General features: G+C 61.6%; 10 protein-coding genes and 1 pseudogene. 4 read left to right on the top strand and 7 right to left on the bottom strand.

What is annotated here, in order from left to right; genetic code table 11:
- Positions 1 to 91: 91 nt before the first annotated feature.
- The 7 genes and pseudogenes from ACZ89E_RS10745 to ACZ89E_RS10715 form a co-directional block, all read right to left on the bottom strand.
- Positions 92 to 331, bottom strand: a complete 240-nt coding sequence (locus ACZ89E_RS10745) for a hypothetical protein (protein WP_476255615.1) — start codon at positions 329 to 331, stop codon at positions 92 to 94.
- Positions 332 to 794: 463 nt separating this feature from the next.
- On the bottom strand, positions 795 to 2,243 hold the full coding sequence (locus ACZ89E_RS10740) for a curlin (RefSeq protein WP_476255614.1): 1,449 nt from the start codon (positions 2,241 to 2,243) through the stop codon (positions 795 to 797).
- A gap of 28 nt (positions 2,244 to 2,271) precedes the next feature.
- Positions 2,272 to 2,733, bottom strand: a complete 462-nt coding sequence (locus ACZ89E_RS10735) for a curlin (RefSeq protein WP_476255613.1) — start codon at positions 2,731 to 2,733, stop codon at positions 2,272 to 2,274.
- Between the two features lie 60 nt (positions 2,734 to 2,793).
- Positions 2,794 to 5,041 (bottom strand): annotated as a pseudogene (locus ACZ89E_RS10730) (Ig-like domain-containing protein).
- A gap of 35 nt (positions 5,042 to 5,076) precedes the next feature.
- Entirely contained in the window at positions 5,077 to 6,423 is a 1,347-nt protein-coding gene (locus ACZ89E_RS10725; protein ID WP_476255612.1) for a hypothetical protein, read from the bottom strand.
- A gap of 237 nt (positions 6,424 to 6,660) precedes the next feature.
- Positions 6,661 to 7,155, bottom strand: a complete 495-nt coding sequence (locus ACZ89E_RS10720; RefSeq protein ID WP_476255611.1) for an RES family NAD+ phosphorylase — start codon at positions 7,153 to 7,155, stop codon at positions 6,661 to 6,663.
- On the bottom strand, positions 7,152 to 7,649 hold the full coding sequence (locus ACZ89E_RS10715; RefSeq protein WP_476255610.1) for an antitoxin Xre/MbcA/ParS toxin-binding domain-containing protein: 498 nt from the start codon (positions 7,647 to 7,649) through the stop codon (positions 7,152 to 7,154). Before ACZ89E_RS10715 ends, ACZ89E_RS10720 begins: the two co-directional genes overlap by 4 nt.
- Before the next feature lie 474 nt (positions 7,650 to 8,123).
- Here ACZ89E_RS10715 and ACZ89E_RS10710 point away from each other — a divergent pair, with 474 nt between their 5' ends.
- The 4 genes from ACZ89E_RS10710 to ACZ89E_RS10695 all read left to right on the top strand — a co-directional run bounded on the left by ACZ89E_RS10710 (position 8,124) and on the right by ACZ89E_RS10695 (position 14,258).
- Positions 8,124 to 8,492 carry a DUF6124 family protein gene (locus ACZ89E_RS10710; protein WP_476255609.1) on the top strand — a complete coding sequence of 123 codons (369 nt, stop codon included), beginning with the start codon at positions 8,124 to 8,126 and terminating at the stop codon, positions 8,490 to 8,492.
- Between the two features lie 287 nt (positions 8,493 to 8,779).
- On the top strand, positions 8,780 to 10,228 hold the full coding sequence (locus tag ACZ89E_RS10705) for a sensor histidine kinase (protein ID WP_476255608.1): 1,449 nt from the start codon (positions 8,780 to 8,782) through the stop codon (positions 10,226 to 10,228).
- Positions 10,229 to 10,413: 185 nt separating this feature from the next.
- On the top strand, positions 10,414 to 13,221 hold the full coding sequence (locus ACZ89E_RS10700; protein WP_476255607.1) for a multicopper oxidase domain-containing protein: 2,808 nt from the start codon (positions 10,414 to 10,416) through the stop codon (positions 13,219 to 13,221).
- Positions 13,218 to 14,258: an SCO family protein gene (locus tag ACZ89E_RS10695; protein WP_476255606.1), complete on the top strand. Its 1,041-nt coding sequence runs from the start codon at positions 13,218 to 13,220 to the stop codon at positions 14,256 to 14,258. The genes ACZ89E_RS10700 and ACZ89E_RS10695 overlap by 4 nt, the downstream gene beginning before the upstream one ends.
- Positions 14,259 to 14,281 lie beyond the last annotated feature (23 nt).

Raw genomic sequence — 14,281 nt, 5'->3', positions numbered from 1 at the left:
CCTACGGGGTGGGGCGTTGTACGCAAAATCTGCGTACACCACCAATCCCTGTAGGAGCAAGGCTTGCCCGCGATGGCGGCCTGACAGCCGATCAGTCTCTTGCGGATGTACGCCAGCAATAACCGAAGACACAAACTCGCTCAATAATCTTGATCGCTGAATGTCCATCCGCTTCATACAACCCCTTCAACGGCTGCTGATCAGCGAGTCGGTGCAGTTTGAAATGGTTGTAGAACGCCTGCCCCAATCGCTGCCCGCTGAAATGTCCTGCGCTGTACAGGGCCTGGAAATCTTCGTAGGCGCTTTTTTCGAGCTCCAGATGATGAGCCATCGTGTTGACCGGTTCTAAAAGTGGTGGGGCGTGAGAGTAGGTGATCGATCGTTCCCACGCTCTGCGTGGGAATGCATCCCGTGACGCTCCGCGTCACCTCTGGAGGCGGAACGCGGAGCGTCCCTGGCGGCGTTCCCACGCAGAGCGTGGGAACGATCAGAATGCGGTGGTGCGCAGGCCAATGGGAGCAAGCTCCCTCGCCACAATAAGCGTGCAGTCAGAGGGACCGCGTCATCGTTCTTCGCGGGCAAGCCTCGCTCCTACGGGGTGGGGCGTTGTCCATAAAATCTGTGTTCACCGCCGATCCGTTGTAGGAGCAAGGCTTGCCCGCGAAGGGCGCGACGCGGTGTTGATGGTGTGGCAGATGACGCCTTCGCGGGCAAGCCTCGTTCCTATGGGATTGTGTTCATGCCATAAAAAACCGCGACCCGATAAAGGGTCGCGGTTTTTTTATGCCTTGGGATTATTGCTGGAGCACAGTCGCCTGGTTGGCCGAACCAAACTGCTGCACCGTCGCCATCTGCGTCATCCCGCTCTGATCGACATTGGCAATGTTCCCGGTCCCGCCCTGGGTGACATACGCCACGTTCATGCTGTCGGCCTGTTTGACGGTGATCTGGTTGTCACTGCCGTACAACTGCGCGGTGTACGCCTGGTTGCCGGTGCCGGACTGGTCGAACTCGGTGCTGTTGCCCGAGCCGTTGGACGAGCCCTGGGCCAGGTTGGTGGTGCCGCGCTGGTCGGCGATGAGGATGTTGTCGCTGCCGTTCTGGTCGAAGTACAGCTCGTTGTAGGAATCGGCCTGGCTGACCGTGGTTTTGTTGCCGGTGCCGGTCTGGTTCGTGGTCATGATGTGGCCGACGCCGTCCTGGGTGAAGTTGGCCACGTTGTTGGTGCCGTTCTGGGTGATGGTCGCGCGTTGGTTGCTGCCGAACTGGCCGCCCGGTTGCGGGCCTTTCCAGTTGCTGGCGTAGACCTTGTTGCCGTTACCCAGTGAGGTGGCGTTGAGCACGTGGCTGTCGCCGCTCTGGTAGGTGAAGTGCACGTTGCCGCTGCCTTGCTGATACAGCGCGAGCGTCGAGCCCATGGACTCGAACTGGTCGGCGTAGATCGCGTTGAGGTCGCCGACTTGCAGCACCTGCGCCACGTTGTTTTCGCCGAAGCTCTGGTCGACCACGGTTTCGTTGGTCTGCCCGTATTGGTTGACCGTGGCCTGGCTGGCGGTTTGAGTGTCTTGCCAGACTTCCGTGGCGTTGAAGTCGCCGAACTGGTTGATGTTCAGGTTGCCGCCGATGCCGTTGCGCTGGTCGCCGTAGGCGTAGTTGTCGCCACCGGCCTGGTTGATGCCGATCTGGCCGCCCATGTGGCTGACTTGTTCGGCGGTCGCGTAGTTGGTGGTGCCGTACTGGATGATCACCGCGTTGTTGGCGACGCCCGGTTGGATCTGTTCGATGTTGGCTTCGTTGTTGTCGCCGAACTGGAAGGTTTGGCCCGAGGTGGCTTCCTGGGAATCCTGGTAGACGAACGAGAAGTTGCCGCTGCCTTGCTGTTGTTGCAGTACCTGGTTTTCGCCGCTGCCGATCGACTGGCTGGCGTGGCTGGTGTTGAAACTGCCGACCTGTTGCTGCTGGATGGTGCTGGTGTCTTCAAACAATTGCTCGGCGTAACCGGCGTTGTAATCACCGACCTGGTTCTGGTCGATGGTGCTGGTGGCGGTGTCTTGCACGGCGGCCGCGTCGTTGCCCTGGCCGAGTTGCTGTTGGGTGGCGGTGCTGAACGGCGCCGCAGTCTGTTTCACGTCGGCAATGTTCGCAGTGCCGACCTGATTCTGCGTGGACACGCTGTCGTCGGCCAAAGCCTGGGCACTGACAATGACCAGGATGGCAGCGGTGAGGGGCGTCAATTTAAACATGATGAAACCTCCAAGGTTATTGCAGTGCTTAGCGATATTGTTTGACCGAAACGCTCATGCCGTTCCCGGACTGGGTCACGGCGCTGGAAAGCCCCGTGCCGGCCTGGTCGATGCTGGCGTCGTTGTTATTGCCGTTCTGGGAAATCTGCGCGCGGTTGTGGCTGCCGGTCTGCGTGATCGAGGCGTCGTTGCCATAACCTTGCTGGGTGATCTGGGCCATCAGGTCGCTGCCCTGTTGCAGGATCCAGGCTTCCTGATTGCTGCCCGACTGGACGATCCGTCCGAGCAACCCCTGACCGTTCTGTTGCAACAACGCGACGTTGGCCTGGCCGAGCTGATTGATCAGCGCTTGCTGGCCAATCGGCGCTGGCAACTCGCCCAGATCAGCGCTGGGGGCCAGGTCGTCGTTGTCCATCAAATCGTCGGCGCGCACGCCTGCGCCGCTGCAGAGCAGAAGCAGGCAGAGCAGGGCGGCGGTCGGCGTTTGCATGGCGTTGTCCTTGGTCAAGAGGCTGGCCCCGCCGACGTTAAAGGTCGGCGGGGCGAAGGCTCAGAGCGTGGTCACCGACACCGAACGCACGGTGCCTTGGGACGAGCGGATGGTTGCCGTCGGGTTAGCCGATGGCGCCACGGTGGTGCTGTTGTTGATCGTCAACCGCCAGCGTCCGGTCACCGGCACCGTGGTGGTGCCCAGGGTTACCAGCCCGGTCGGGGTGGACACCTGGATGGTGATGGTGTTGCCGGTGGTCACCGATGAAGTCCCGGCGAAGTCCCAGTTGAAGCGGTTGTTGGAGCGGGCCTGGACCGTGGCGGTGGTCACGGTGAAGGTTTCCGCGGCAGGTCTTGGCGAGACTTGCACGGTGACCGTCGCCGGTGCCGTCGACACTGCGCCGAAGCTGTCCTTGGCAAAGTAGGTGAAGGTCGTGGTGAACGCCGTAGTGACCGTGGCCGGTGGGGTGTAGGTAATCACCGTGCCGTCCGTGCTGACGGTGCCGCGACCGGCCGCTGGTTGAGTCAGGCTGGCGACGCCGAGCGGCACGTTGCCTTCCGGATCGGTGTCGTTGGCCAACACGCTGATCGGGATTGCCACGCCCAGGGTCGCGACACTGTCGTTAACCGCTACCGGTGGCCGGTTCGGCGCCACGGTAATGGTCACGGTCGCGGCGGTGGCCGAAGCCAGGCCTTTGACGTCCTGCGCCTTGTAGGTGAAGGTCGTGGTCAGCGGCGTGGTGACGACGGCGGGCGGGGTGTAGACCACCGCCGTGGTGCCGCTCAACGCGACGGTGCCTTGGCCGGCGGCGGGTTGGGTCAGGGCGGTGATGCTCAGCGGCACGTTGCCGTCCGGGTCACTGTCGTTGGCCAACAGGTTAAGGGTGATCGGCACGCCGAAGCTGGTGCTGCCGGTGTCGGCCACCGAGAGCGGCGCCTGGTTTTCGCCGGTGTCCGGTGCGGTGCCGACCACTTCCACGGCCTCGGTGTCGCTGCCGCCCGCGGCGGATTTGACCGTGACGCTGGCCGGTGGCTGGGTCAGGTCGGCCACGGTCAGGCGTTGCAAGGTCCCGGATTTGGACAGGCGTCCGTAGCCTTGGGCAACCATGTCAGGCACGGCCACTTCGTCAGTGGAGGTGGCTTCGATCAGCAGGCTGTGGTTGCTCCAGCTGTAGCGCGCGGTCTGGATTTTCACCAGGTCCGTGAGTTTGCTTGAGACTGCCGTCGGCCGTGTGGTGCCGGCCGGGTTGGTCGCGGTGACCACCACGGTTTTCGGCAAGGTGCCGGTGGCCAGATGTTGACCGAAGAACAAGCCGTTGTTGTCGCCGATCAGGCTGGTCTGGCAGGGCGAAGCCGGAGGGCCGACCACCAGGGCCAGGGTGTCGCGGAAGCACAGGGTCGAGCCGTTATTGGACTTGGCGAAGACTTCCACCCGGGCGCTGTTACCGGTGCCGGAGGTGGTGCGGCGGTAGGTCGCGCGATCAATCTCCACGGGGGTTTGCGCACGGTTATCGAGAACCTTGCCGGCGACGGTGAACAGGTTGGTCTGGATGGTCCCGGCCGGGCCCTGGATGCGCACGAAGTTGGTGTTGAACGGGCTGCCGGTCACCGCTTCGGTGAGGTTCGGGTCGCCGACGTAGGTTTCCACAGCGCCGGTGTCCGGGTTCACTTCGGTGTAGGGACCGTTGAGGCTGCGCAGGAATGGCCCGATAGCACCATTCAATGCGCCGCTGAAATCACCGGGGGCACCAATGCCGACATCCTTGGTGATGTTGATCGCCCGCCGGCCAGGGGCCGTGACGTTGACCGTTTCCACGCCATACGGGTGGGTGATGGTGTAAGTCCCCGCGACGGGAATGTTCACCCGCAGGCGAATCCGCGCGAAACTTTGCTGGTCACCATCTGCTGGGGTGCCCGAGGCAAAGGCTGCTTCGATCCCGGCCACGTAGGCGTCCATTCCGTAACCGGCGGCATTGTTGGGGATGGTGGTCTCGGCTAGAAACCAGAAGGATTCGTCCGGCCAGTTATCCGGGAACACCATCGGCAGGGTGTCGTCGAAAATGCCCGCGCGTCGGCAGCAGGGTGCACATGTAGGCCGGTGGCACACTGGCCGGTACCCGTGAGCTAGCGGCCCGGGACTGGCACAGTTCCATCGACAGCAGATTGTTGTCCTGATACCACATCGGGAATTTCCCGGTGGCGAAGGTGTAGGGGCCGGGATCGACCGCCGCCAGTTGCGCGAAAGCACTTCCCGACAGCGATAGAGTCAGTCCCAGGGCGTTGAGCGCCAGGCGTGGCCAATTGTTCATGATGCCTCCTGATACGGATCTGGGCATGAGAGCGTTCATTGCACGATGACCACTTCTTCGGTATCGCTGCCGCCATTGGATGACGTCACCCGCACCTTGGCCGGCGGAATCGGCGAGATGCCGGTGGCCAGGGTTTTCACCGCACCGTCACCGCTTAGCGCGCCGATGGCGGCACCCGTGCCGGAGGTGGCGGTGAGTACCGGCGGCGAAGTTTCATCGCTGGTCGAGGCCACGAGGGTCAGTTGCCCGGTGCTCAGGCTGTATTCGGCGCGGGAAATCACCACCAGATCTGTCAACGGCATCGACAGCGTGGTCGGTGTACTAGTGGGAATGGCCAGGTGATTGTCGGCGGTCACTTGCAAAGTGCTGGGCAAGCTCGGATTGGTCGACGATTGCGCGTACCAGTTGCCGGTGGTGTCGGCTTCGGTCAGGTGCAGCGCCGGGTTGTTGCTGTCCAGCGTCACGGTGGCCGGTGGTGGCGGGGCCATGACGAACACATCTTGCTGGGCCACCGGCGCACTGGCGCCGGATTTGCGCGAGTAAGTGCCGCGCTGGGTGATCATCGGGGTCGGCCGGACCACGGTCGATAACTTGCCGGAGATGGCAAACACCGTGGTGCGCAGGTCGATACCGTTAGGGCCTTCGATGCGGATGAAGTTGGTATTGAACGGGCTGCCGGTCACGGCTTCGGAGAGGTTCGGGTCGCCGATGAATTTCTCAGCCTGGCCGGTCACCGGGTTGGTTTCGGTGTAGGGGCCGTTGACGCTGCGCAGGAACGGTCCGATGTCACCCTTGAGCGCACCGTCGTAGGTTTTCGGGGTGCCGATACCGATGTCCCGGGTCATGTTGATTGCTTTGCGGCCGGGGGTATCGACGGTGAACGCCTCGACGCCATAGGGGTGGGTGATGATGTAGGTGCCGGCAGTGGGCACATCCACGCGAATGCGGATGCGGGCGAAACTGATCTGATCGCCCTCTACCGGGTCGCCGCCGCTGAAGGCGGCTTCGACGGCGCTGACATAGGTCAGGTCGATGCCCCTGGCCGCATCGACGATTGCACCGTCGGCTGTGAACCAGAAGGCTTCGTCAGGGAAGTTGGTCGGGAAGACCACCGGTTGCGCGTCGTCGAAGATCCCCGGTGCCGGCAGCAAGTTGCACATGTAAGTGGGCGCGCCCGGCGCACTGGGCACCCGAGAGCTGACGGCTTTGGACAGGCACAGGTCGAGGGTTCGGCCGTGGGTGTCTTGATACCAGCCGGCGAACGAGCCGTTGGCGGGCAGGTAAGGACCTGGATCGACCGCATACAACGCCGCCTGCGCAACGCCTTGGGCCAGAGCGGAAACGACCAGCGCGGCCGCGGTTTTGGACAGTAAAGGGTGCATGAGTTAATCCCTCTATCGGAGTGCCTGTCCCTTGGAGACGGGCCAGTTGCGAGGGCTAGCGCAAATTGCATACCAATCGGCGGGAATGGGCGGGAGAGGGCCGGGGTTAGGGGCTGCGGGGTGTTGGAGGGGGATTGAGGAAGGGAGGTTGGGGCGGGCGAGTGTCCCCAGGTTTGGGGGTGGATGGGGCAAGTGGGGACACAGGTTCAGGCGCGGGGAATCACGCCGCAGGTAAGCTCACTCCAGCTTGATCAACCGCGTGTCCAATCCGAACCGCTCCTGAGAAATCAGCTTGAACTGATCCGCCGCCAAGTCGCAGCTCACCAGCAAATTCCACGAATGGCGGGTCACCGCAGAGGGGATCAGCACAAACGGATGCTCGGCCAGTAACTCATCGGCAAACTGCTTCTGGTTGGGGGAAGGGAGCGAAGGGATCAGCCAGTTCGGGTTCGGCACATCTTCGGGCTGCACCACCTTAATGGTGCTCGGGTCCAGCACCTCAAAACACGTCAGCACGTGCGGCACCCTGTCCAGGGTATCGAAGCCGACATGGGCCGCGACTTCCAGAATGGCGGTTGACGGGTCGGCGGACGCGTAAATCACCCGGCGGCCGGGTGAGTTCCATCGGCCGCCGGATTGTTGCGCGCCAATGCCACTGTCCCACGTGTCCTTGTACATCTCGCGGTCTAAGCGCCAAGCGTGCCACGTCCCGTCCCAGGGTAATGGGTTCATTGATAGACCCCGTGTTCAATCCGGGTCAGGTAGTCCTTTACCACCTGGAAGCCCAGCGAGTTGTCGATCAGTTCCAGCGGGACATGGCCGTCCAGGTATTTGCAGGGTTTCTTCAGCCAGTCCTCCGCCAGTTGCTGACTGCCGAACACGTTGGTGGCGTGCTCCAGCGTCTGCGCATACTGAAAGGCAACCGTACTCTGCTGCTGGTTCAGGCGCACCGATTTGGTTTCTTTCACCAGACGCTGGACCGTGCGGACCGACTTACCGGTGATGCGCTGGACAAGGTCGTGCTCCATGTACAACGCCGAAGTGGACAGCATGTCCCGGACATCGCTCAGGCTGAAGCCTTCCTGCGTATAGCGGATGATCAGCAACGGCGTATCGCCCTTGCGACCATGCAACAGCACTTCTGTAGGCTTTCGGCTAAGTGTCTTTGAGGCTGCTTTGCCTCTGGATTGGGTTGTTGGCTCGTCTACTTGATTCACTGCGGACATGCTGGCGTCCTCCAATGCGACATTTGGCGTAATGATAGCGTCAGATGTCGCGACTTGGGCAAGAGGTTTTTTATCCCGGGAAACGGTCAGAGCGCTTCTTGTGTTTTTTTGGTTTTAAACACAGTCCAGGCTATGTGTTTAAAGACACCCGGTGTTACGTCATAAACGGCTACAACGCCTTGCGCCGTTGCCTACGCGTACGCCAGAATCCGCCGGCTTGTGCGGCTGAGGGGTGGGCTATATCGTTTCCGGGTCACTGCAAAACAGTGATCGGGTTTGGTAGCCCGGTATTCCAGACGCATAGCGCCACCTCTGCAAAGGCCGGTTTTCTCTCGGTTTTTATGGTGGCCATGCGCAGGGCGCCTTCGGGCGCGCCGGGTTCCTGGACCGGTCTACCAACCCGCGTATGGCCGCCACCCAACGTTTGGTAGCGAAGGGTGATGGCTCCTAATATCTTGTCCAGGAGTTCCATCTATGTTCAAAGTTACACCCAACCCCCCAAATACCAATCCAGTACCCTACGACGCCTCTTTCGATCTTGATCCCGAGAAACTGAAAGCGTCGGCCGACCGCGCGCTCAACCACTACCTCAACCCCGGGGCGACGAAAACGCAGATACCGCCCCGCAGTTGCGGCACCTTCTTCACCATCGACGCAGCGGTGGATGACGAAACGTTGCTGGTCGAGGTCTACGAATCGTTATCAACGGCCCGCAAGATGGTCAACGATCTCGTCGAGCTGACGGACGGCCCGCGACGCCATACGATGCTGGTGTTGCATCGGTCGCTCCTGATGGGTGAGATGGCGGCCAATCGGATGCTGGATAACCACAAGCCCGGCTAATCGCTGGACCCTGTAGGAGCGAAGCTTGCTCGCGAAAGCGGTGTGTCAGTCAATACACGTGTCGGCTGACACGGCCCCTTCGCGGGCAAGCCTCGCTCCTACAGGGAATGGCGTCGGGTCTGGTGCACCGCGTTATCGTTCTTCGCGGGCAAGCCTCGCTCCTACGGGGATCGCGTCGGGCTGGTGCTCCGCGAGCACCGAGCATTTGCTTAGCTTGCTTGCATTGGGTCAAACCCCAAACACTGGGCTATACCCCCTCTATAGGGGAATCGCCTGGATCATCGCCCATGAACATGCACGCACCAACGCACCGGCCTGAGGAAGGCGACATTCGCTTGAGCTCACGCAAGCAGCCGTTCAATCTGCTGCGCTGGTTTTCGCTGATCAGCATGGCGGTGATCGGCACCGTGGCGGTGGCGCTGGGGGCGGTGTCCACGCAGTTTGTGATTACCGAAAGCGTGCAGCGCGACGCCTTGTTGACCGCGCAATTCATTCAGGCGATTGCCTCGGCCGAGGTGCGCCATGTAGCGATCCCCCATATTCGGACCATGGGCGAACTGGTCGACCCGCGCCAGGACAAGGACTTTCCCGACGTCGATCCGGCGGCCCGTGCCAATGCCCGGGACGAATTCCTCGACCATATCGCCAACTTGCCGGATGTGATTCTGGCCAACGTCTATGCCCCTGACCGCACGGTGATCTGGTCCACCAACCCGGCACTCATGGGCACCAGGATTCACGCCGACGAAGACCTGGATCACGCCTTCGAGTTTCAGATCCCGGTGTCGGCCAGTTATCACGACGTCGATGAGGCGCGGATGGAGCAGAAGTTCGTCGTACCGCCGGACTTCATCTTTATTGAAAACTACATTCCGCTGTTCGACGCCGACGGCAAGAACGTCACGGCGATGGTCGAGATCTACAAGGAACCCAAGGACCTGATCAGCCGCATCGAGCGCGGCCTGGCGCTGATCTGGCTGGCCACGGCGCTGGGCGGCGGTCTGATTTACCTGGGCTTGTACTGGATCGTGCGGCGCGCCGCGATCCTGCTGGCGCAACAGCAAAAACAACTGATCACCAACGAAACCTTTGTCGCCCTCGGCGAGATGTCCTCGGCGGTCGCCCACAGTCTGCGCAACCCCTTGGCGACCATCCGTTCCAGCGCCGAGCTGGCCCTGGAGTTCGACAGCGGCTCGGCGCACAAGAACATCCACGACATCATCGGCCAGGTCGATCGCATGTCGAAGTGGGTCCGCGAATTGCTGCAATCCTTGCGCCCGCTTAACGACGACCCCGAACCGGTGAACCTGGTGGCGGCGATTCACGACAGCCTCGCGGCGTTCGAGCAGCAGATTGCCCGGGCGAAAGTCAGCGTAGTGTTCAATCCACGACAGACACCCATGGTGCTGAGCCAGCCAGTACAACTGACGCAGATCCTCAACAGTCTGGTGGCCAATGCGCTGGAAGCCATGGACAAGGGCGGTACGCTGACCGTCACCCTGGAACCGACCGATGCCCAGGGCGTGTGCGTGGTGCTGAGCGATACCGGCAAAGGCATGAACGAAGAACAGCGCACCATGGCCTTCCGCCCGTTCTTCACCACCAAGGCCGGCGGGCTTGGCGTCGGGCTGGTGCTGGTCAAGCGCATCATGGAGCGTTTCGGTGGCGGGGTGACACTCGGCAGCCGGGAAGGCGAGGGCACTTGCGTCCGTCTGTCGTTCAAGTTAATCCCCTGAAATCGGGGATGAACTTTCCCCGTTAGCGGGTGTCATGGCCCAGTCATTGCGCCGATAGTGGCCGGGTGATGTTCATAAGCCATTGTTCACTCAGGTATTAATGCTTTTGTGTAAATTGTTTCAAAGTGTGGCGAGGTAATTGCAAAACACCTATCACCCCCTTCACGACTTCGAGGCGGCTGGTGATGGACACAAAAGCGCGGCACCCCTGCAAGTGGTTTGGCCTGTTGACCCCACTGAGTATTCTCCTGACGATGACGCTGGGCGCCAGCCCGTTGCGCGCCAGCCCGATCGACGATGAGCGCCAGCCCGAGCCTTCCGATCCCTCGGCTTACTACGACGAACCGGCTGATGAACCCGCCGCCCTGAATGCCATCCTGACCATGCCCGAGGCCAACGAAGATTCCTTCGACCTGCCCGATGGGGTCAAAGGCAGCCGCGACGACACGCGTAAGGAAAACGTCCTGCCGCCGACGGTACAGACCAGTTTCAACTACCCCACTAATGGCAAGCCGAGCCCGTTGTTCGGCGCCCAGCCGTTCACCCAGCAACTGATATTGTTCGAAGAGTTCGGCCCGGAAAAACTCGACCCCACCACCCCGGCGGCTCCATTGGGCTTTCCGCCGGCCGCCGTTGGCCCGTTGCCCCAACAAGACCCGACCAATGCCGCTCGCAGTGCGCCACCGAGTGCCGCGCTGGATGCCTTCTTGCGCCAACCGGGGCTGACGCCATTCCCCAGCCAGTTCTCCAACGTGGTGGACCGCAACCCGTGGCAGGCGCAGATCGAGGTGTTCCTCAATCGGCATATCGGTTCTTCCGCTGAAGGTCGTCCGCCTGGAAAGGGTTGGTCGCATCAGCGCTGGAACGAGTTCTACCCGCAAGTGGCCTACAAAACCGTGCAAACCGGGGCGCGGCTCAACAGCGGCTGGCGTGACAGCCATCAGATGCACGGCTATGCCCTGGGCGAATTCGGCCCCGGCGGCCTGTATCACAACGTGGCGGGCGTGCCGGCCACCGATGGCACCTCCAAAGGCGTCGATCCGCGTTTCCACCCGAACATGCCGGTGCAGAACCACAACTCAGTGTGGACCTTCGACGGTACCTTGCCGCCCAAGCTGTTGATGGTGCGTTATGGCCAACCGGTGATGATGCGTCATTACAACGGTTTGCCGATCGACCCGTCGGCCAACATGGGTTTTGGCCTGCACACCATCAGCACTCACGAACACAACGGCCACGCGCCAGCGGAAAGCGACGGCTATGCCAACGCGTTTTTCTTTCCGGGGCAGTATTACGACTATCGCTGGCCGATCCAGTTGGCCGGCTACGACAGCATTAACACCGACGCCCATGACCCCCGCGCGGCATTCCCGTGCTCGCCCGGCGAAACCCTGTGGACCAACGACCTCAGCCCCAGCCGCAAAACCTGCGACCACGGCACGATCAAGATCCGCGGCGACTGGCGCGAAACCATGAGCACCCACTGGTTCCACGACCACATGCTCGATTTCACCGCGCAGAACGTCTACAAGGGCAACGCGGCGATGATGAACTACTACAGCGCCCTGGACCGTGGCAACGAGTCGGTCAACGATGGCGTCAACCTGCGTTTCCCCAGCGGCAGCGCCTTGCCATGGGGTAACCGCGACTACGACGTGAACCTGGTGTTCGCCGACAAGGCGTGGGACGCAAACGGTCAGTTGTGGTTCAACCCGTTCAACACCGACGGCTTTCTCGGCGACCAGGTGCTGGTCAACTGGCAGTGGAAACCGACCCTGGACGTGCGCGCCCGCAGCTATCGGTTCCGCATCCTCAATGGTTCGGTGTCGCGCTACTTCAAATTCGCGGTGGTGCGTGAGATCAAAGGCACCAGCGGCGAGTTCCAGGGGCCGAAAAACTCGGGTGTTTCCTATGCCCGCGTACCGTTTCACATGATTGCCAACGACGGCAACATCATGGAACACAGCGTGCCGTTCGACGGCACCATGGACCTGGACGCCGACGGCGATAAACAGAACCACAACGCGATCCTGCCGACCCAAGGCATCGCCGAGCGCTTCGACATCATCGTCAACTTCGCGAAAAACGGCATCAAGCCTGGCGACAAACTGTTCGTGGTCAACCTGATGGCCCACGACGATGGCAAAGGCCCGAAAGAGCCGATCGCCCTGGGGGATGTGCTGTCGGAGAAATACCTGGCGGTGATCAAGCAATCGAGCAAAGGCCCGCAGTGGGACAAGGGCGACCCGGGCGTGGGCAAAGTCTTGCAGCTCAACGTCAAGGCCTACACCGGTCAGGACCTGGCCATGGACCCCGCCGCCTATGAACCGGCCAAACCGGGCAAAGCCGAAGGCATGGTGATGATCCCGCTGAAAATCCATCGCGACAACGCTGCTGACAAAGTACTGCTGGCCAACGCCCGTCACCGCACCTTCACCTTCGGCCGTTCCGACGGCACCGATGAAGCCCCGTGGACGGTCAAGACCGATGGCGGCTTCGGCTTCCACATGGACCCTCGGCGCTTGAACACAGCCACCCAGTTGAAAACCGGCCCGACCGATGCCGGCACCACGGGCTTCGGCACCCTCGAAGTGTGGAACATCAAGCTCGGCGGCAAGGGCTGGAGCCATCCGGTACACGTGCACTTCGAGGAGGGGATCATCCTCAGTCGCGGCGGCAAGGCGCCACCGGAATGGGAAAAATGGGCGCGCAAGGACGTGTACCGCATCGGTTCGGAAGCCGATGGCCTGGACAACGTCGAGATGGCGATCAACTTCCGCGAATTCGCCGGGACCTACATGGAGCACTGCCACAACACCCAGCACGAAGACAACTCGATGCTGCTGCGTTGGGACATTGAGAAGCCCGGGCAATTCCAGTTGATGCCGACCCCGCTGCCGAGCTGGGATGGGGTGCGCTACGTCAACTCCGCCGCGCTGCCAACCTTCCGCACCGGCGATGGCTTTGGCCCACAAGTGGCGGTGAAAAAATGAACCGCCGGGGAGCCGAAAAACCGTTATACACGCCGCGCTCCCGCGCTCTGGGCATGCACCTGATACTGGTTCTGGTCACTTGTTTGCTGGCCAGTCAGGTGCTGCTCGCCCATGAACTGGCACCGCAGGACTCCGCCACCCCGTGGGGTGGCGACTACTTCCCCAACACGTTGCTGACCGACCAGGACGGCCAGCAAGTGCATTTTTTCGATGACCTGATCAAAGGCAAAGTGGTGGTGATCAATTTCATCTTCACGTCGTGCAGCGATTCCTGTCCGCTGGAAACCGCACGCCTGCGCCAAGTACAGAAATTGCTCGGCGACCGGGTCGGTCAGGACATTTTCTTCTACTCCATCAGCATCGACCCGCTCAGCGACACGCCCGAGGTGCTGAAGGCGTATGCGCAACGTTTCAAGGTCGGGCCGGGCTGGAAGTTCCTCACCGGCGAATTCGCCGACGTCACCGACCTGCGCAAGAAGCTCGGGCTGTTTATCGAAGGCGTCGACAACGGTCGCAGCAAGGACCACAACCTGAGCCTGATCGTCGGCAATCAGCAAACGGGCCGCTGGATGAAGGCCTCACCCTTCGAGAACCCGTGGATCCTCGCCGATCAACTGGCCAACACTTTGCAGAACTGGAAACAGCCCAGCATTGAAGAAAGCTACGCCAATGCGCCCGAGATTCGCCCGCCGAGCAACGGCGAAGAGCTGTTTCGCACCCGTTGCGCCTCGTGCCACAGCCTGGGGCCGCAAGACGGGCAGGGCATCGGCATGCGCAGCATCGGCCCGGACCTGATCGGCGTGACCCGCCTGCGCGAACCGGCCTGGCTCAACCGCTGGATTCGTGAGCCGGACCGCATGCTCGCGGAGAAAGACCCGGTTGCATTGGAGCTGTACCAGCGTTTCGACAAGATTTCGATGCCCAACCTGCGCCTGGATGAACACTCCGCGCAGTCGATCATCGACTTTTTGCAAGAAGAAACCGACCGCCAGCAACCCCTGGCAGAGCAGGCGCCAGAGGTGTCGCAGATGAACTAGCGGCTAAATAACATCATTGGCCC

It is taken from the genome of Pseudomonas sp. TE3899 (assembly GCF_056279105.1).
Note: the sequence above shows the minus strand (reverse complement) of the source record. Positions and strands in the feature narration are given on the sequence as shown.

Excerpts from the sequence above, each read along its gene's own strand:
- ACZ89E_RS10745 (WP_476255615.1), bottom strand. The coding sequence starts at position 331 with ATGGCTCATCATCTGGAGCTCGAAAAAAGCGCCTACGAAGATTTCCAG.
- ACZ89E_RS10740 (WP_476255614.1), bottom strand. The coding sequence starts at position 2,243 with ATGTTTAAATTGACGCCCCTCACCGCTGCCATCCTGGTCATTGTCAGT.
- ACZ89E_RS10735 (WP_476255613.1), bottom strand. The coding sequence starts at position 2,733 with ATGCAAACGCCGACCGCCGCCCTGCTCTGCCTGCTTCTGCTCTGCAGC.
- ACZ89E_RS10725 (WP_476255612.1), bottom strand. The coding sequence starts at position 6,423 with ATGCACCCTTTACTGTCCAAAACCGCGGCCGCGCTGGTCGTTTCCGCT.
- ACZ89E_RS10720 (WP_476255611.1), bottom strand. The coding sequence starts at position 7,155 with ATGAACCCATTACCCTGGGACGGGACGTGGCACGCTTGGCGCTTAGAC.
- ACZ89E_RS10715 (WP_476255610.1), bottom strand. The coding sequence starts at position 7,649 with ATGTCCGCAGTGAATCAAGTAGACGAGCCAACAACCCAATCCAGAGGC.
- ACZ89E_RS10710 (WP_476255609.1), top strand. The coding sequence starts at position 8,124 with ATGTTCAAAGTTACACCCAACCCCCCAAATACCAATCCAGTACCCTAC.
- ACZ89E_RS10705 (WP_476255608.1), top strand. The coding sequence starts at position 8,780 with ATGAACATGCACGCACCAACGCACCGGCCTGAGGAAGGCGACATTCGC.
- ACZ89E_RS10700 (WP_476255607.1), top strand. The coding sequence starts at position 10,414 with ATGGACACAAAAGCGCGGCACCCCTGCAAGTGGTTTGGCCTGTTGACC.
- ACZ89E_RS10695 (WP_476255606.1), top strand. The coding sequence starts at position 13,218 with ATGAACCGCCGGGGAGCCGAAAAACCGTTATACACGCCGCGCTCCCGC.